We start from the raw sequence: 18,044 nt of genomic DNA on the forward strand, positions 1-18,044 counted from the left end.
TCCCATGTACAAGCTGCTCTGCGGCCTGCGCTCAGCGCTGTTTCTGCTCTGGCTGGCCGTCACCGTGATCCCCTGGGCCACCGTGGTGGTCCTGCTGTCGCCGCTGGTCAACAGCACGCGGCTCTACTGGATCTGCGTGGGCTGGCTCAACACCGCCGTCTGGGGCGCCCGCGTCCTCTGCGGGGTCCGTTACCGCGTCAGCGGCCTGGAGCATGTGCCGACGGCGGCCGATGGCCGGGCCGCCGTGCTGCTGGCGCCCAAGCACCAGAGCACCTGGGAAACCTTCGCCCTGCCGGGGATCATGCCCCACCCTCTGGCCTATGTGTTCAAGCGTGAGCTGCTGTGGATCCCTTTCTTTGGCTGGGCCATCGGCAGCTTGGACATGATCCACATCGACCGCGGTCGCCGCAGCGAGGCCTGGCGCAAGGTGGCCGAGCAGGGCCAGCGCATCATGGGCCTGGGCCACTGGGTCATCATGTTCCCCGAGGGCACCCGCACTCCGCGTGGTGCCCAGGGGGAATACAAGAGCGGCGCCTCGCGTCTGGCCATCACGGTGGGAGTACCCATCGTGCCCATCGCCGTCAGTTCAGCCAAGTGCTGGCCGCGCAAGAGTTTTCTGCTGCGCCCGGGTGTCATCGACGTGTCCATCGGCCCGCCCATCGTCTCGGCTGGCCGGCGGCCCGATGAGCTGATGCGTGAGGTGGAGGGGTGGATCGAGACCGAAATGCGCCGCATCGACCCCGAAGCCTACGCTGCCGGCGGCCCCCAGGCCGTCTGAACGGTTGCGGCCTGCACCCCGCCTCAGGCCATGCCGCGTCCCGCCCGCGTGTCCCCGGTGGCTGGCGCCCCGCCCGACCAGCTTTCGCTGTTCGACCGCCTCGACCAAGCCTTTCCCGGGGCGCGTCCCACCCTGCCGAAGCGGCCTATGCCCGTGGCGGCCACGGCCGCGGGCCTGGTGCATCCCCAAGCCACCCACCGGCTGCAGCTCGGGCCGTTGCTGCTGGGCTACCAGCTCAAGCGCGCCGCCCGGCGCTCCATCGGTTTTGTGGTGAGGCCCGAGGGCCTGAGCGTGACTGCGCCGCGCTGGGTGCGTCAGGCCGATATTGAGGATGCCCTGCGCCACAAGGCCGACTGGGTACTGCGCAAGTTGCAGGAGCAGCAGGAGCGCCTGCGGCGCCAGGGCCAGGCCCGGGTGGCCTGGGGCGAAGGGGCCGAACTGCCGTACCTGGGCGCGCCCCTTCGGCTTCGGCTGGATGCGGGGCTCCACGGTGTCCGCTGGCTGCCGGCGCTGCTGGCGGGCCAGGCGCCGCAGCTGTGCCTGGGCCTGCCGGCCGACACCCCGGCCAAGCGCCTGCGTGAAGTGGTCCAGGCCTGGTTGCAACAGCAGGCCTTGGCGTTGTTCCACCAGCGCTGCGCGCAGTTCGCCCCGCAGCTGGGGGTGCAGCCGCGGCGGGTCCGTCTGAGTGCGGCGCGGACCCGATGGGGCAGTGCCAGTGCCGATGGCAATATCCGGCTGAACTGGCGCCTGATCCACTTGCCGCTGGATGTGATCGACTATGTGGTGGTGCATGAACTGGCCCACCTGCGCGAGATGAACCACAGCCCGGCCTTCTGGGCCCTGGTGCAGGCCGTGCTGCCGGATATGCAGGCTCGCCGCGCCGCCCTGCGTCACCCGGTGCTGCCGCCGTGGGACGACGATGCGCCGGGTCCTCAGGACGCCGACGAGTAGCTGGCTTGTCAAGGGGGGCGGGGCGCATCCCCCCTATGGTGGATGCACAGGGCGCCCGTGGGGCGGCACAGTCAGGGTGTTGCTGTCATCACCAGGGTTACTTCCGACACAAGGAAGTTGAAACCGGCGGGCGCCTTGTGGGCCTGCCGGTTTTTTTATGGTCTGTCCGCCGCCTGTGGCGCTGACCGGCAGGGGGGGCTGGCGTGGCGGGGTCAGGACGGTGGCGGGCCGGGTGGGCGCGGCGGCAGGTACAGGCGGTCCGACCAGGTGGCCAGCCACTCGGGCCGCAAGGCGACGAATATGGCGGCAAACATGCCGGTGAGGAAAGCGTCCCCCCAGGCCGAGAGCCAACGGCCGATCATCACGTCGGTGGTCTCCTGCCCGGGCGGCGTGCCGGTCAGGGCCAGGTGTGCCCAGCCGGTCAGGGCCAGCGACAGCACCGAGACCAGGAAGGCGCGCCCCAGGATGTAGGTGAAGGGTTGCGGTGGCAGCCAGCGGCGGATGGCCAGTCCCAGGCCCATGGCCAGCGTACCGGGCAGCAGACCCTGCCAGACCAGCCGCGACAGGGCCGTCTCCCAGCCCATCTGGCCCAGCCATGCCGACAGTGCGGCCACCCCCAGCATGGCCAGCACCGCCAGGGGCCAGCCTGCCAGCAGCACCAGCAGGCAGGCGCCTGACAGCGGCTGGATCAGCGGCACGTGGACCAGGTGGTCGGCGCTCCAGAACAGCGGCATGACAGCGCACCAGACCAGCCACGGCCAGGGCGGTCCGGCCGGCCCCACCGCACGCCACGGGCGCAGGGCCAGGGCCAGGGCGCTGGCCAGGGCGGTGAGCAACAGGTCGAGGGTCAGCATGCCGGCATGCTAGGGCCGAGGTCGCACGCTGGCGTGCGATGGGTCAAGCCCGACGGGACAGGTGCCCGCTGGCGATGCCGCTGAACGCGATCAAGGCCATGCCCAACCAGGCCAGTGCAGCGGGGGCCTGACCCAGCCACCACCAGCCCGCCAGGGCGGCAAAGACCAGTTGCGTGTAGAGCAAGGGGGCCACCGTGGCGGCGCGGGCGTGGCGGTACGCCTGCAACAGACAGACCTGGCCGGTGGCGTTGAACAGGGCCACACCGGCCAGCAGTGCCCAGGCGCCGGGAGACAGCGGCTGCCAGCCGCCGTGCAGCACCGCCAGGCCGGAGAGGACGGTGCCGATGCCCGCGGTCCACAGGTTGGTGGTGCCGGGGGCGTCGGTCGCTGCGGCGCGTGCGGTCAGCAGTTGGAACACGGTGCCCGCCGCCAGCGTGCCCAGCGGCAGCAGCAGGGTCCAGCCCAGGGTGGCCCCCTGGCCGGGGCGTACCACCAGCAGCACGCCGGCAAAGCCGCTGGCCATCAGCACCCAGCCTAGGCCCGGCACCTGTTCGCGCCAGAAGAGGGCGGCCACCAGGGTCATCGCCATGGGCGTGAGCATGACGATGGCGGTGAATTGGCCCACCGGGATGTGCTGCAGGCTCATCACGGCGAAGAGGTTGGTCAGGGCCAAGGCGAGGGCGCGGCCCACCTGCAGGCCCGGCCGCCGCGCACGAAAGAGTGACAACCCCCGCTGCGGCAGGTCGGTCGCTAAGTGCAGCAGACTCTGCACCAGGTAGCGGGCGAACAGCATCATGGCCACCGTGGCGCTGGAGGCCAGCAGCTGGGTCAGGGTGTCCAGCGCGGCGAAGGAGGCGGTGGTGGCCAGGGCGAAGGCCATGCCCACGGACGGGCGGGGGTTGGTAGGGGTCAAGGGCGGGCAGGGAGGGAGGGCCGGGGCCCGGCCGCGCGTGGCGCGTATCCGGCATGCCTGCGGCCCAGGGGGAAACCCGGATTGTCCGTCAGCCGCCCCATCTCCCTGGGGCATGCCCGGGTACGGTGGGGTTACATCTCCGCCTGGGGCGGTGGTGCGCGACGTCCCCGGGGCCGAACCCGCCACAGCAGCAGGCCCGCCAGCAGCAGCGTGTAGACGCCCACTTCAGCCAGGTTGTTCTTGCCCGCGCGCATCCACCAGAAGTGCAGCAGCGCCAGGGGCGCGAGCAGGTAGCACAGACGGTGCAGGCGGCGCCAGGCGGCTCCACCGAGCCGGCGGACGGCCGCATCGACCGAGGTGGCGGCCAGCGGCACCATGGTCAGCCAGGCTGCCGTGCCCACCAGGATGAAGGGCCGTTTGGCCACGTCCGTCCACAGGGCGTGCAGGTCCAGGCCCTGGTCGAGCCATGCATAGGCCAGCCAGTGCAGGCTGCCATAGGCGAAGGTGGCCACGCCGGCGGCCCGCCGGAAGCGGGCCAGCGCGGTCCAGCCCAGGGCCTGACGCAGAGGGGTGATCGCCAAGGTCAGGCACAGGGCGCGCAGCGTCCAGTCGCCCAGCTGGCGGATCAGGGCTTCCGCGGGATTGGGACCCAGGCCATCCCCCAGGGCCAGGGCCAGCAGGCCGAGCGCCGGGCTGGCCAGCAGCAGCCAACAGGCTGGCCGGGCCAGGGGATGCAGCAGCAGGCGGTTCACCGGGGGGGCTCAGAACTGGCGCCGCAGGTCCATGCCCGCGTAGAGCTGGCCCACTTGCGGCTCGTAACCGTTGAACATCAAGGTCGGTCGCTTCTTGGTGAACAGGCCGTCCTCGCCGATGCGGCGCTCGGTGGCCTGGCTCCAGCGCGGATGGTCCACCTGGGGGTTCACGTTGCTGTAGAAGCCGTACTCCTGGGGGTTGGCCCGCTCCCAGCTGGCGACCGGCTGCTTGTCCAGCAGGCGGATGTGGACGATGGATTTGGCGCTCTTGAACCCGTACTTCCAGGGCACCACCAAGCGCAGCGGGGCGCCGTTCTGGTGGGGCAGCACCTCGCCGTACAGACCGAAGGCCAGCAGGGTCAGGGGGTGCAGCGCCTCGTCCAGGCGCAGGCCTTCGCGGTATGGCCAGTCCAGCACCGAGGAGCGCACCCCGGGCATCTGCGCCTTGTCGGCCAGGCTGATGAACTCCACGTAGCGGGCATTGCCCGTGGGCTCCACCCGGCGGATCAACTCTGCCAGCGAATAGCCCACCCAGGGAATGACCATGGACCAGCCTTCCACGCAGCGCAGGCGGTAGAGCCGGTCTTCCATGGGGGCCAGGCTCAGCAGTTCCTCCAGCCCGAAGCGGCGCGGCTTGGCGCAGGCACCGTCCACCATGACGGTCCAGGGACGGGGACGCAGGGTGTGGGCCAGCCGGGCGGGATCGGCCTTGTCGGTGCCGAACTCGTAGAAGTTGTTGTAGCCGGTGACGTCGGCATAGGCGGTGGGCTTGTCCATGACCAGGGCACCGGCCACGCCGCTGCGCTGCGCCGGCAGGGCGGGCAGGCGGCCGGGTGGGGTGGCGGCCCGGGCGCTGGCGCCCAGGCCCGCCAGGCCCAGGCTGGCCGCTTGCAGCAGCTGGCGGCGTTGCCGCCAGACCTCGCGTGGCGTGATCTCGGAGGGCAGGGGCTGGCCCGCAGGGGGCAAGGACAGGAGGGGCATGACGGCGTCTCGGGGCGGAGCGGGCGGGGCCCGCGGGCAGAAGGCGGTACGGGTTGCGCACCGCCACAGGCCTGTGTCGCGTGACAGGCTGCCGACCTTACAGCCCGGCGCCCGGGCCGCGTGGCCGTGGGGGTTTGCGTGAGGCGCCCCGGTGCGGCCCAGTGAGGGCCCGCCCCGCCGTCATGGCGTTCAGCGATCCGCCGTGGCCAGGTGCCGCCCCAGGAAGTCCAGGGTACGGTCCCAGGCCAGGGCAGCAGCTGCCGGGTCGTAGGCGTTGGTGGGGGGGCAGTGGGGCGGCACCGCCAGCTCGTTGGCAAACGCGTGCTTGGCTTCGTAGCGGTGGCACTCGAAGCGCACGCCAGCCTGGGCCATCAAGGCTTCCAGCTCGGCCACCTGGGCCACGGGGAAGTAGGCGTCCTGGGTCGCGAAATGGCCCAGCAGCGGCGCCCGGATGCGTGCCGGATCCAGGTAGGCCAGGGGCGGGAAGCCATACCAGGCGGCGGCGGCATCCGCTTCGGGGCAGAAGACGGTGGACAACAAGGTCAGCGCACCACCCATGCAGTAGCCCGTGACGCCCACACGGGGGCTGCCCCCGGCCTGCAGCCACTGCAGCGCGCCGCGCACGTCCTGGCTGGCGGCATCGGCGAAGTCCAGCCCCGTCATCAGGTGCTCGGCCTCCTGGGCATCCAGGGTGCAGCGGCCGCGGTAGAGGTCGGGCACCAGGACCCGGTAGCCGGCCTCGGCGTAGCGGTGGGCCACCCCCTTGATCTGGTCGTTGAGGCCCCACCACTCCTGGATGACGACCAGGCCGGGCGCGCTGGCGGAGTCGCCTGCCGGGGTCTCCAGCCAGCCTTGCGCGGTCTGGCCATCGGGACGGGTGAAGGGGATCAGGCTGCCCATGGACGGTCTCCGAAAGTGGGGGGAGGGAGGCGCGGGCACCGGAGGTCCCGGAGCCGGTGACGGGCGGGCTTCAGAGCTCGCCGTAGGAGTGCAGTCCCGACAGGAACATGTTGACGCCCAGGAAGGCGAAAGTGGTGACCACCAGGCCCACCAGCGACCACCAGGCCGCCGGCACGCCGCGCAGGCCCTTCATCAGCCGCATATGCAGCCAGGCGGCGTAGTTGAGCCACACGATCAGGGCCCAGGTTTCCTTGGGGTCCCAGCTCCAATAGCCGCCCCAGGCCTCGGCGGCCCAGAAGGCGCCCAGCACGGTGGCGATGGTGAAAAAGGCAAAGCCGACCGCGATGGCCTTGTACATCACGTCGTCCATCAGCTCCAGCGAGGGCGAGCGCGGGTTGATCCGTTCGCGCAGGGCGATCATGAGGGCGAAGAACACCGTGGTGCCGCCGACCATCCGCATGGCCTTGGCCAGCGCCGCGGCGTTGCCCGCACCCTCGCCGGCCACCAGCCAGGCCAGGGCCACGGCCACGAAGACGGCGCCGGGCACCGCCACCAGGCCAATCCACAGGCTGCGCGGGGTGGCGGCCTTGAGCAGGTAGGCCAGGGCGACCATGGCCGACAGCGCGAAGGTGCCGTAGCCCACGAAGTTGGCTGGCACGTGCAACTTCATCCACCAGCTCTGCAGCGCGGGCACCAGGGGCTGGATCTCGTGGGCCTCACGGGCCACCGCGTACCAGAGCAGGAAGCCCACCGCGGCGCTCACCACCAGCATCACGAAACCGCCCAGGGCGCGGGCCTTGAACTGGGCTTCGTAGTACAGGTAGAAGAGGGCCGTCATCCAGCAGAACAGGACGAACACTTCGTAGAGGTTGCTCACCGGGATGTGGCCGATGTCCGGGCCGATCTGGTGGCTCTCGAACCACCGCACCATGGTGCCGGTCAGTGCCATGAAGACCGCCGCCCAGGCCAGGCCCGAGCCCAGTCGCAGGCCTACGGCGTCATTGCCGCGGCCCGAGAAGAAGCCGATCCAGTAAAACAGCGTGCTCATGAAGAACAGCGTGCTCATCCAGAGGATGGCGCTCTGGCTGGACAGCAGGTACTTGAGCAGGAACACCTGATCGGCCGCCGCGAGGTCGGCGCCAAAGCCGTCGCTCTGGCGCAGGTACAGCGCGATGGCGGCCAGGGTGGCCGCGCCCACGCCCAGGCTCAGGCCGCGCAGCGGCGCCCAGAACCAGCCCAGGGCGATGAGCGAAGGCACGCTGCCCACCAGGATGGCCTTCTCATAGCCGTCCATGGCGACGCCGTAGCGCTGGAAGGCGTAGCCTGCACCCAGCACGATGAGCAGGGCGAAGGCCCAGTCCATCGGGCTGCGCCCGCTGAACCAGCCGGCTCGGCCGATCTCCAGGGTGGTGGTGGTCGTGTTCATCGCGTTGTGTCTCCAGGGGCGCCCGTGGGGGTCGGGCCGAGGACGGCCTGACGCAGGGTCTCGAACTCGAGGTCGGCGTCGCGCAGCTTGCGCGGGGTGGACAGGGCCATGAGCACCCGGGTGCTTCCGGCCCCGGCGGATGGATCCCCACCGGCGGCTGCAGGTTCCGTGACGGCGGGCGCCAACCAGATCCACAGCCGGCGCTCCCGCACGTAGAGCATGGCGAACACACCGATGATCAGCAGCACGGCGCCCAGGTAGACCAGGTTCTTGCCTGGGCTACGGGTGACTTGGAACACGCTGGCCTGCACCTGCTTGAAGTCTTCCAGCATCAGCAGGAACGGGGCAGGGTAGAAGAAGCTGTCGGACAGGGCCAGCACGGCCTGCGTCATGAACTGGCGCGCGCCCTCGTCGGTGGCCAGCGGGGGCAGGCCGGCCTGCTCCCGCGCCAATTGGTTGAGTTCGAAGAGGTTGCCGTTGAGGATGCGCAGCAGCACCTCGGCCACACGCTCGCGGTCATCGGTGGGCACCGAGGCGTCGATGAACTGGCTCAGGGCGGCCAGCCCACCCGGGGCCGGCTTGTCGGAGGTCGCCGCCTCCAGGCCGGCGAACAGGCCCAGGGTGCGCAGGCCGGTCACCCGCAGCTGTTCGGCCATCTCGGGTTTACCCGGCGGTGTGGCCAGTGCGGCGTAGCGGGTGGCGGCCTTCTCGCGCAGGGCCGCATCCTGCAGGGCCACGCGCAGGCGCTGCCAGCCCTGCAGCCCGCCCTGCTCGTCGGCGGGGATGCGCAGGTAGCGGAAGGCCTCGGCCGGCGTCTCGCGCGCGCCCACCAAGAAGACGGGGGCCCCGCCGTCCTCCAGCACCATCGGCGCCATGTAGCTGTGGTACTCCCTGGCTTGCCCGGCCGCGTCCCGCAGCTTGTAGGTGATCGCCGGTCCGACGTTGCGCATCGTCTTGGCCTTGTCTCCCTTGGCGCCGCTGCCCAGGTGCTTGTCCAGGGCGCTGCCCAGGTTGACTGCGCGCACGTCGGTGGCCTCGGTGGCGCCGGCCCCCAGGTTCTCGACGTTGATGACCTTGAGCCCGGTCAGCTCCAGGGTCAGCGTCTCGGTGCCCCGCGTCAGGCGGCTGCTGCCGCCCACCACGCCGCCCACCTCAAAGGGCTCGCCGCCCCGGCTCAGCGGCAGGCCCCGCAGCCGGACCTCGGAGCCGCCGTCGTCAAAGCTGCTCTGGTAGATCGCCACACCGCGGTGGATGAAGGGCTCGTTGACCTTGATGGTGGCCTCGTGACGCTGGCCGGTGTCGCGGTCATGCACCACCACTTCGCTGGCGAAGAGCTTGGGCATGCCGGTGTCGTAGTACTCCACGATGAACTTGCGCAGTTCCACCTCGAAGGGCAGGTCCTGCAGCACCACGCCGTCATTGAGGGCCAGGATGGCGGTGCCGCTGCGACCCCCTTCGGGCACCTGCAGGTTGCCCCGGTAGGTAGGATTGGCGGTCGAGAGCCGATGCTGGGCCGGCACGTCCTTGATGAAGCCGCCGCCGGTGTAGACCTCCTTGCCGCCAAACCAAAGCTGGGCGCGTACGACGAGGTCTCCGTCGAAGAGGCCCCCCAAGCAGATCAGCACGATGGCGCCATGGGCCGCCAGGTAGCCGAGCTTGTTGGCCCGTCCGGCGCGGGCGGCCACCATGGTGCCCTGGCCGGCGCGCTCCTGCACCCGTGCCTGCCAGCCCTTAGAGGCCAGGGCGGCGGCGATGCGACCGATCACCTGGTCCCGGCTGGCGGGCAGCTCCGCCTCGGCATGGTGGTGGAAGGCGCGCAGCGAGCGCTCTTGCACATGCTCCTTGAAGCTCCGCAGGTCCTGAAGGATCTTGGGGGTGTTGCGGGCGATGCACAGGCTGGTGGAGATCACCAGGAAGCCCAGGATGAGCAGGAACCACGGGCTGCTGTAGATCGCGAAGAGTCCAGCGCGCTCGAATACCTCAGCCCAGAACGGACCGAACTGGTTGATGTAGTTGTTGTACGGCTGTCCTTGCTGGATGACGGTGCCGATGATCGAGGCGATGCAGATCACGCTGAGCAGCGCGATCGCGAAGCGCATGGAGGACAGCAGTTCCATCCAGGCCTGCGGCCAGCGGGTGCGGCGGGCGGGCGAGGAGGGCAGACCGGGAGCAGCGGACGACATGGCGCGCATTATCCTGAGAGGGGGGCGCACAAGGACAAAGGGCCGGTCAAAGACCGGCCCCTTGAGCTGTGATAAGACTGGCTTCAGCAGCCGGGACTGCCGCTGCCGCCGGCGGCTTAGCGCAGGCCGGCGATGTAGTCGGTGACCGCCTGGATTTCCTTGTCGCTCATCTTGGCGGCAATGGTCATCATCTGCGGGCTGTTGGCGCGGGTGCCCGCGCGGAAGGCGTTCATCTGCGCGTCCAGATATTCGACATGCTGGCCGCCCAGGCGCGGGTACTGGGCCGGGATGCCGGCGCCGTTGGGGCTGTGGCAGCCGGCGCAGGCGGGTACGCCCTTGGCCGCGATGCCACCGCGGTAGATCTTCTCGCCCAGGGCGATGGTGTCCTTGTTCTTGGACGCGCCGGCCAGGGCCGGCTTGCTGGCGAAGAAGGCGGCGACGTTGCGCACGTCCTCATCGGTGGCCAGCGTGGCCGCCATGCCCTGCATCACGCCGTTGGCGCGCTTGCCGGACTTGAACTCATGCAGCTGCTTGACCAGGTAGTCGGCATGCTGCCCTTGCAGGATGGGGTTGGCCGACAGGCCGCGGGTGCCGTCGGAGGTGTGGCAGGCCGCGCAGACCGTGGTGGCGATTTCCTGACCGCGGGCCAGATCCGGCTTGGCCGGTGCCTTGGCGCCTTCGGCGAAGGAGGAGGAGGCCGAGAGGGCCAGCATGGCGGCCAGCAGGGCGGATTGGGCGACGGCAACAGGAGACTTCATGTCCAAGGGCCTCAGGGATTGTGGGTATTCTGGCGGGTGCACCGTGTCGGCTCGGGCCTGTCTGCCACCTGTCCGCAGGCGCAGTGCCAATCCGACCAAACCCGCGGATTTTACAATGCTCCATGGTTGAAACTTCAGGATTGGCCCCCGCGCCGCAGTCGGACGCTGTTCGCGAAGCGTTGGCTTGGGCCCACACCGCGCGCTTCTTCACCACAGCCAGTCAGCTTAACCAGCTGCCGGCCGGTGACTTGCCTGAGCTGGCCTTCGTCGGCCGCAGCAATGCAGGCAAGAGCTCGTCCATCAATTGCCTGGCGCAACGTCGCCAGCTTGCCTTCGCGTCCAAGACGCCGGGGCGCACTCAACACATCAACCTTTTCGCGCTGGGCCCCAAGGACACGCCCGACGCCTACCTGGCCGACTTGCCGGGCTATGGCTACGCCAGCGTCGAGCGTGGCGCCAAGCTGCGCTGGCAGAAAGTCATGGCCGACTACCTGGAGGTGCGGCGCAACCTGGCGGGCGTGGTGCTACTGGTGGACAGCCGTCTGGGCTTCACCGCCCTGGACGAGCGGCTGCTGCAGTTCATCCAGCCCCGGGTGGTCAACGGTGAGGTCCGTCTGCTGGTGCTGCTGACCAAGGCCGACAAGCTCAATCGCCGCGAGCAGCAGGCGGCGCTGGACGGTGCGCAGGAGCGCCTGGGGGCCCTGGCCTCCGAGGCGGCGGACATCGGGGTGCTGCTGTTCTCCGCCCCCAAGGCCCAGGGCCTGGGCGATCTGGCCGAAACGGTGCGCAGCTGGATTCGGCCGTCGGCCGGGGAGGGCAGCCCGGCGAGCACGCCAGACGCGGAACCGGACGCCGGGGGGCACTGATTGGGGGGGGCCGTCATGACGGCCTCGGCCCTGGTGGAGGGCAAGGGCTGGCTCAGCGCCGTCACCCTGGCCGGTGCGGCCTTGGCCGCAGCACGCCTCAGCGCGGATGTACCGTCAAGCGGATGCCCAGGTCTGAGCGCAGGGTGAGGCGCGCCACCGGCTGCGGCTGGTGGCCGGGAATGGGGCGAAACTCAAACTCCCTCAGCAGGCAGGCGAGCACCAGATTGGCCTCCTGCAAGGCGAAGCCGGCGCCCACACACACCCGCGGCCCCAGGCTGAAGGGCAGGAAGGCCTGGGCGCTGGCCGCGCGGCCGGCATCGTCCAGGTAGCGGTCGGGGTCGAACTCGTCAGGCCGCTCCCAGTAGCGGCGGTGGCGGTGGATGAGCCAGGGCGAAATGACTACGCTGTCGCCGGGTCGCACCGGTGTCTGGCGCAGGCTGCAGGCCTGGGTGGCCTCGCGCACGAAGAACGACAGCGGCGGATACAGCCGCAGGGTTTCGCGGAAGATGCGCCGGATCAGATCGACTTTGCGCAACCGCTCCAGGCTGGCCGGACCCTCGCCCAGCACCTGCCGGGCCTCGTCGTGGGCCTGACGCTGGATGTCGGGGGTGCGCGCCAGCAAGTCCAGGCACCAGGCCAGGGTGCCGGCCGAGGTCTCGTGGCCGGCCAGGAAGATCACGGCCACCTCGTCCACCACCTCGTCCAGCGACCACGGCTTGCCGGTGTCGGGATCGCGCGCTTGGAGCAGCGAGGCCAGGATGTCCTGCTGCGGACCGGGTTCTCCGGCCACGGCGGCGGCATGCCGGGGGCGCACTTGGCGGTAAAGCGCCTCGCGGATGGCCTGTGCCGCCGCGTCTGCTCGCCGGGCGGCACCGCCCCAGCGTGGCAGCCAGCGATGCTGGTACTGCGGCATGGTGGCGGCGGGCGCCTCCTGCTGAAAGGTGACGAAGGCATCGTAGATGGCGCGGGCCTCATCGCCGGACAGGGGCTGGCTGAACAGGGCGCGCAGGATGATGTCGGCGGTCACCCAAGTCGTCTCGTGGTCGATGTCGACCTCGGTGCCGGGGGGCAGGGCGCGTAGCCGGGCGCACGCATCCTCCACCGCTTCGCGCATGGCGCCAAAGGCATGCTCCATGCGGGTGAGTTCGAACGCGGGCTCCATCATCCGGCGCTGGCGTGTCCAGGTCGCCCCGTTGGAGGTGAAGATGCTCACGCCGACCAGCCTGCGCAGCAGGTCATCCATGAAGCGGTGCTTGGGAAACTGCCGGTGCTCGCTGACCAGCACCTGCCGAACGGCCTCGGGATCGTTGACCATGAAGATGCCCTGGCCGGCCACCTGGCTGTGGCCCATTTGCATCTGGTAGGCGCGTTCGGTGAGCTGCGCCAGCAGGTTGTCCTGCCCGGTGAGGTGGCCGACGAGCTGGCGCCAGCGGCGTGCCCAGGTGGTGCGGGCCGGGCGGGGATAGGCGGGGCAGAACTTGCTCACGGTCGGGCTCTCGGTCGAGCGATAGGGCCTGGAGGGGCCCGCAGGGTACGCCATGGCAACGCGCTGCGGCCTGACGCGCGTTCGACCGCCCCAAGAAAAAGGGCCGCCTGGCGGCGGCCCTTTCGGCTCAGGCTGAGGGACTCAGGCCTGGACTTACATGTCCATGCCCATGCCGCCCATGCCACCCATGCCGCCGCCCGGCATGGCCGGAGCGTCTTCCTTGGGGGCCTCGGCCACCATGCACTCGGTGGTCAGCATCAGCGACGCCACGGAGGCGGCGTTCTGCAGGGCGGTACGGGTCACCTTGGTCGGGTCCAGGATGCCCATTTCGATCATGTCGCCGTAGGTGTCGTTGGCGGCGTTGAAGCCGAAGTTGCCAGCGCCTTCCAGCACGCGGTTGATGACCACGCTGGGCTCGCCACCGGCGTTGCCCACGATCTCGCGCAGCGGGGCTTCGATGGCCTTGAGCACCAGCTTGATGCCGGCGTCTTGGTCAGCGTTGTCGCCCACGATGGCGCCAGCGGCTTGGCGGGCACGCAGCAGGGCCACGCCGCCGCCAGCCACGATGCCTTCTTCCACGGCAGCGCGGGTGGCGTGCAGGGCGTCTTCCACGCGCGCCTTCTTTTCCTTCATCTCGACCTCGGTGGCAGCGCCGACCTTGATCACGGCCACGCCGCCGGCCAGCTTGGCCACGCGCTCTTGCAGCTTCTCGCGGTCGTAGTCGGAGGTGGCTTCCTCGATCTGGATGCGGATCTGCTTGACGCGGGCTTCGATGTCGGCAGCGGCACCGGCGCCATCGATGATGGTGGTGTTTTCCTTGCCCACTTCGACGCGCTTGGCTTGGCCCAGGTCAGCCAGGGTGACCTTTTCCAGGCTCAGGCCGACTTCTTCGGCGATGACCTTGCCACCGGTCAGGATGGCGATGTCTTCCAGCATGGCCTTGCGACGGTCGCCGAAGCCCGGAGCCTTGACGGCCACGACCTTCAGGATGCCGCGGATGGTGTTGACCACCAGGGTGGCCAGCGCTTCGCCATCGACTTCTTCAGCGATGATCAGCAGCGGGCGGCCGGCCTTGGCCACGGCTTCCAGCGTGGGCAGCAGGTCGCGGATGTTGCTGATCTTCTTGTCGAACAGCAGGACAAACGGGTTGTCCAGCAGGGCGGCCTGCTTCTCGGGGTTGTTGATGAAGTAGGGCGACAGGTAGCCGCGGTCGAACTGCATGCCTTCGACGACGTCCAGCTCGTTGTTCAGGCTCTTGCCGTCTTCAACGGTGATCACGCCTTCCTTGCCCACCTTGTCCATCGCCTCGGCGATGATGCCGCCGACGTCGGCGTCAGAGTTGGCGGAGATGGTGCCGACCTGGGCGATCTCCTTGGAGGTCGTGGTGGCCTTGGAGGCGTTCTTCAGCTCGACGATCAGGGCGGCAACCGCCTTGTCGATGCCGCGCTTGAGGTCCATCGGGTTCATGCCGGCGGCCACGTACTTCATGCCTTCGCGCACGATGGCCTGGGCCAGCACGGTAGCGGTGGTGGTGCCGTCACCGGCGTTGTCAGAGGTCTTGGAAGCGACTTCCTTGACCATCTGGGCGCCCATGTTCTGCAGCTTGTCCTTGAGCTCGATTTCCTTGGCCACGGACACACCGTCCTTGGTCACGGTGGGGGCGCCGAAGGAGCGCTCGAGCACCACGTTGCGGCCCTTGGGGCCCAGGGTGACCTTGACCGCGTTGGCCAGGATGTTCACGCCTTCGACCATGCGGGCGCGGGCGTCAGAGCCGAAGACGACGTCTTTTGCTGCCATGTGATTTCTCCGAATTCAGTTCAGTCAGTGCTTGGGACGGGCTGGGGCAGGAGTTACTTCTGCACCACAGCGAAGAGGTCTTCTTCGCGCATCACCAGCAGCTCCTCGCCATCGACCTTGACGGTCTGGCCGGAATACTTGCCGAACAGCACGCGGTCGCCCACAGCGACGTTCAGGGCGACGAAGTCACCCTTGTCGTTGCGCTTGCCCGGACCCACGGCCAGCACTTCACCCTGGTCGGGCTTCTCAGCGGCGTTGTCGGGGATGATGATGCCCAGCGCGGTCTTGGTTTCGTTTTCCAGACGCTTGACGATCACGCGATCGTGCAGAGGACGAAGTTTCATTGCATCTCCTAGTGCGGTTGCAGTGAGGTTCTAGACAAAGAAGGGTGGACTGCCGGCGGAAGGCCCGCCTGCGGCCCGTCACCGACCCGCCGTACCCACAGGGCGCCCAGCGTGAAGACCGGGTTGCCTGGGTTGTTAGCACTCATGCGGGTCGAGTGCTAACAAACATTATATGGACGGCTCCGGCCCTTTCAAGACCCGGGGAAACCGCCGTCCTCGCGGCGTGATGTAAGCCCTTGTGAACGGCTTCACCAGGTCGGCGTCGGCTGAGCCAGTCGGGCGCGAAGGGTCGGCAGCGGCGGCATGGGCGGCATGAGCACGTCGTCAAGCCCCACTAAGGTACCGGCCTGGGCGTCCCAAGTGAACAGCAGGCCGATGCGCTGGCCCACCGCCTGCGGGCAGGGGGCCGGGTTCAGGTGCTGGGGTTCCGCCTGGGCGGCGCACCAGGACGCCACATGCACCAGGCAGGACAGGGTGGCGTCGGCGCCGCCTTCTGTGGGGTGGGGCACATGCGCCGCGGCGTGGGCCAGGTGTTCGCCCACCCCCCAGGCGCGCAGCAGGGCGGCGGCGCGTTCGGCATCCCGGCCGTCGGGGTGCGGGCCGCCACCCAGCTGCAGGCGCACCCAGCCGCCCAGGGCGTGGAGCAGGCCGCAGGCATGGGCTTGCACCGGGTCTTCCTCGGCCACGCCCGCCAGCCAGTGTGCGGCTGCGGCGGTGTTCTGGCTGAAGCGCCAGAAGGCTTGGTTGTCGCGTCCCGCGGGCCAGGGCAGCAGGCGTGTCAGGCCGGTGGCCAGCACCAGGTTGCGCAGCATGCCGGGGTCCAGCTGCTCGCGCAGGGTCTGGAGGGTGGGGCTTTGTGTCTCCGTCAGCAGGGCGTCCGTCCAGGCGGCGTCGGTTTGCAAGGGCGCCAGCACGTCGTCCAGCGCGATGTCGAGGTCCAGTCCGGCGAGCGACTGCAGCGCGGGGCGCAGGGCCGCGGGCGGCGCCAGGCGTTGAGGGTCGATTTCGGGAAGGGGAGCGGGGGTCATGGGGTCTCCTGACGTCGTGACGGCCGGCATGGTCCCCCCACGTGGGTACGGACTGCCTTGATGCATCACAAGTCCAGTGGCGCGCGCAGGCAGGCCCCGGCTGGCCGGGGTCGCAGAGTCCCCGGCGGGCGCGTCGCCTTCAGGCCGCCAGGTCGAAGACCAGGACCTCGGCCTGCATGCCGTGGCTGAGCGACAGCAGGGGCTCGTCCCACAGCGCCAGACCGTCGCCCGCAGCCAGGGTGTGCCCCTGGGCCCGCAACTGGCCCCGCAGCACCTGCACCCAGGCCCGACGACCGGCCGCCAAGGGCAAGGTGGCCGTGGCCTCGCCGTCCAGCGTCCCCAGGTAGAGCGAGGCATCGGCATTGAGCTGCAGGGCGTCGCCTGCGCCCTGGGGGCTTGCCACGCAGTGCAAGCGGCCGCGCACGGCCTGCGGGTCCACCGCCCGCTGGTCGTAGCCCGGGGTCAGCCCGCGTGCGGCGGGCAGCAGCCAGATCTGCAGGAAGTGGGTTTCCTCGCCAGGGGCATGGTTGAACTCGCTGTGCCGCACGCCGGTGCCGGCGGTCATGCGCTGGATCTCGCCCGGGCGGATGACGGTGCGGTGGCCCAGGCTGTCCTGGTGGCTCAATTCGCCGGCAAGCACCACGCTGACGATTTCCATGTCACGGTGGCCATGGGTGCCGAAGCCGGTGCCCGGGGCGATGCGGTCCTCATTGATCACCCGCAGGTTGCCGAAGCCCATGTGGGCTGGGTCGTGGTAATCGGCGAACGAGAAGGTGTGAAAACTTTTGAGCCATCCGTGGTCGGCGAGGCCACGGTCCTGGGCGCGTCGCAGTTGCAGCATGGCGTAGGACTCCGGGAATGGAAGCGAGAGGATGGAGATGTCACTGTAGGGCGACCGGCTTCTGGCGGGGCGTGGGGTGCTTGACGCCATCTTTCAAATAACATGAATGTCCCCTCGGATGCCGGGTCTTCCGGCTCGGTATCCCCTGGCCCGCAGCGCCGTCCGCCCCTCCGCCAGCCCGCTCCATGACACCACGCCGAAACGCCCTGACGCCCGAATCCCTGGCCATGATGGACACCATCGCGCGGACCGGCAGCTTTGCCGCGGCGGCGCGGGAGCTGGGTAAGGTGCCCTCGGCCCTGACCTATTCGGTGCGGCAGCTGGAGGATGCGCTGGATGTGCTGCTGTTTGACCGCCGCTCGCGCCAGGCGCGCCTGACCGCTGCCGGCGAGGAGCTGCTGGCCGAAGGGCGCCGCCTGCTGGCCGAAATGGATGCGGTGGCCAATCGCGTGCGGCGCGTGGCCTGCGGATGGGAAACCCAGCTGACCATCGCCGCCGACGGGTTGGTTTCGCGCCTGACCCTGCTGGAGTTGTGCGAGGCCTTCTATGGCCTGCGGCCCGATGGCCTGGAAGGCGGGCCCGGGACCCGCCTGCGTCTGCGCACCGAGGTGCTCAACGGCACCTGGGAGGCCTTGGTGACGGGCCAGGCCGACCTGGCCATCGGGGTGCCGATGGACGCCGCCACGTCGGCCGGCATCGACGTGCGTCCGTTGGGCGAGGTGAACTTCGTGTTTGCGGTGGCGCCGCATCACCCGCTGGCGCAGGTGGCCGAGCCGCTGGACGATGCCGACATCGTGCGCCACCGCGCCATCGCCGTGGCCGATTCGGCGCAGCGCCTGGCGCCGCTGACCGTGAACTTGTTGCCGGGCCAGGACGTGCTGACCGTGCCCAGCATGCAGGCCAAGATCGAGGCCCAACTGCGCGGGTTGGGGTGCGGTTTTGTGCCTGAGCCTCTGGTGCGTGACCACCTGCGCCTGGGCCGGCTGGTGCCGCGGGAGGTCCGGCGTCAGCGCCAAAAGGGGCGCTTTGCCTATGCATGGCGCAGTGCGGCATTGGGCTCTCCCCGCAAGGCCCCCCAGGGCCTGGCCCTGAGGTGGTGGCTGGAACAGCTGGAGAGTCCCGCCACCCGCGCGGCGTTGATGGACCGGTTTCCTGCCGGTGCCGTGCCTTCCGCGGTGGATTGAGT

General features: G+C 69.6%; 17 protein-coding genes. 4 read left to right on the forward strand and 13 right to left on the reverse strand.

Annotated features, from left to right (window positions below; all coding sequences use genetic code 11):
* Positions 1 to 4 precede the first annotated feature (4 nt).
* Positions 5 to 778: a lysophospholipid acyltransferase family protein gene (locus tag G3A44_RS08280; protein WP_163457036.1), complete on the forward strand. Its 774-nt coding sequence runs from the start codon at positions 5 to 7 to the stop codon at positions 776 to 778.
* A gap of 30 nt (positions 779 to 808) precedes the next feature.
* Positions 809 to 1,729, forward strand: a complete 921-nt coding sequence (locus G3A44_RS08285) for a M48 family metallopeptidase (protein ID WP_163457037.1) — start codon at positions 809 to 811, stop codon at positions 1,727 to 1,729.
* A 212-nt stretch (positions 1,730 to 1,941) separates the two neighbouring features.
* Here G3A44_RS08285 and G3A44_RS08290 read toward each other — a convergent pair whose 3' ends face one another.
* The 8 genes from G3A44_RS08290 to G3A44_RS08325 form a co-directional block, all read right to left on the reverse strand.
* Positions 1,942 to 2,583 carry a hypothetical protein gene (locus G3A44_RS08290; protein ID WP_163457038.1) on the reverse strand — a complete coding sequence of 214 codons (642 nt, stop codon included), beginning with the start codon at positions 2,581 to 2,583 and terminating at the stop codon, positions 1,942 to 1,944.
* A gap of 43 nt (positions 2,584 to 2,626) precedes the next feature.
* Complete coding sequence (locus G3A44_RS08295; protein WP_163457039.1) at positions 2,627 to 3,496, reverse strand: DMT family transporter; 870 nt, start codon at positions 3,494 to 3,496, stop codon at positions 2,627 to 2,629.
* 131 nt (positions 3,497 to 3,627) lie between these two features.
* Entirely contained in the window at positions 3,628 to 4,248 is a 621-nt protein-coding gene (gene msrQ, locus G3A44_RS08300; protein ID WP_163457040.1) for a protein-methionine-sulfoxide reductase heme-binding subunit MsrQ, read from the reverse strand.
* Positions 4,249 to 4,257: 9 nt separating this feature from the next.
* On the reverse strand, positions 4,258 to 5,229 hold the full coding sequence (gene msrP, locus G3A44_RS08305) for a protein-methionine-sulfoxide reductase catalytic subunit MsrP (RefSeq protein WP_163457041.1): 972 nt from the start codon (positions 5,227 to 5,229) through the stop codon (positions 4,258 to 4,260).
* Positions 5,230 to 5,418: 189 nt separating this feature from the next.
* A complete protein-coding gene (locus G3A44_RS08310) occupies positions 5,419 to 6,129 on the reverse strand; it encodes a dienelactone hydrolase family protein (protein WP_163457042.1) in 711 nt (236 codons plus the stop codon).
* Positions 6,130 to 6,199: 70 nt separating this feature from the next.
* Entirely contained in the window at positions 6,200 to 7,555 is a 1,356-nt protein-coding gene (gene ccsB, locus G3A44_RS08315; RefSeq protein WP_163457043.1) for a c-type cytochrome biogenesis protein CcsB, read from the reverse strand.
* Complete coding sequence (locus tag G3A44_RS08320; protein WP_163457044.1) at positions 7,552 to 9,738, reverse strand: cytochrome c biogenesis protein ResB; 2,187 nt, start codon at positions 9,736 to 9,738, stop codon at positions 7,552 to 7,554. Before G3A44_RS08320 ends, ccsB begins: the two co-directional genes overlap by 4 nt.
* 116 nt (positions 9,739 to 9,854) lie before the next feature.
* Positions 9,855 to 10,496, reverse strand: a complete 642-nt coding sequence (locus tag G3A44_RS08325) for a c-type cytochrome (protein ID WP_163457045.1) — start codon at positions 10,494 to 10,496, stop codon at positions 9,855 to 9,857.
* Between the two features lie 122 nt (positions 10,497 to 10,618).
* Between G3A44_RS08325 and yihA the strand changes: the two genes are divergently transcribed.
* A complete protein-coding gene (gene yihA / locus G3A44_RS08330) occupies positions 10,619 to 11,362 on the forward strand; it encodes a ribosome biogenesis GTP-binding protein YihA/YsxC (protein WP_163457046.1) in 744 nt (247 codons plus the stop codon).
* A gap of 97 nt (positions 11,363 to 11,459) precedes the next feature.
* Here yihA and G3A44_RS08335 read toward each other — a convergent pair whose 3' ends face one another.
* The 5 genes from G3A44_RS08335 to G3A44_RS08355 form a co-directional block, all read right to left on the reverse strand.
* Entirely contained in the window at positions 11,460 to 12,848 is a 1,389-nt protein-coding gene (locus tag G3A44_RS08335) for a cytochrome P450 (protein WP_163457047.1), read from the reverse strand.
* Positions 12,849 to 13,001: 153 nt separating this feature from the next.
* Positions 13,002 to 14,645, reverse strand: coding sequence for a chaperonin GroEL (groL, locus tag G3A44_RS08340; protein WP_163457048.1), 1,644 nt, complete (start codon positions 14,643 to 14,645; stop codon positions 13,002 to 13,004).
* 53 nt (positions 14,646 to 14,698) lie between these two features.
* Positions 14,699 to 14,989: a co-chaperone GroES gene (locus tag G3A44_RS08345; RefSeq protein ID WP_163457049.1), complete on the reverse strand. Its 291-nt coding sequence runs from the start codon at positions 14,987 to 14,989 to the stop codon at positions 14,699 to 14,701.
* A gap of 248 nt (positions 14,990 to 15,237) precedes the next feature.
* The gene (locus G3A44_RS08350; RefSeq protein ID WP_163457050.1) at positions 15,238 to 16,017 is read right to left on the reverse strand and encodes an HDOD domain-containing protein; all 780 of its coding nucleotides are present in this window, start codon (positions 16,015 to 16,017) and stop codon (positions 15,238 to 15,240) included.
* Between the two features lie 139 nt (positions 16,018 to 16,156).
* Positions 16,157 to 16,858 carry a pirin family protein gene (locus G3A44_RS08355; protein ID WP_163457051.1) on the reverse strand — a complete coding sequence of 234 codons (702 nt, stop codon included), beginning with the start codon at positions 16,856 to 16,858 and terminating at the stop codon, positions 16,157 to 16,159.
* Positions 16,859 to 17,043: 185 nt separating this feature from the next.
* Between G3A44_RS08355 and G3A44_RS08360 the strand changes: the two genes are divergently transcribed.
* A complete protein-coding gene (locus G3A44_RS08360; protein ID WP_163457052.1) occupies positions 17,044 to 18,042 on the forward strand; it encodes a LysR family transcriptional regulator in 999 nt (332 codons plus the stop codon).
* Positions 18,043 to 18,044: the final 2 nt, after the last annotated feature.

The sequence above is a fragment of the Ideonella livida genome, from assembly GCF_010499455.1.
In the GTDB taxonomy this organism is placed as follows: Bacteria; Pseudomonadota; Gammaproteobacteria; order Burkholderiales; family Burkholderiaceae_C; genus Ideonella; species Ideonella livida.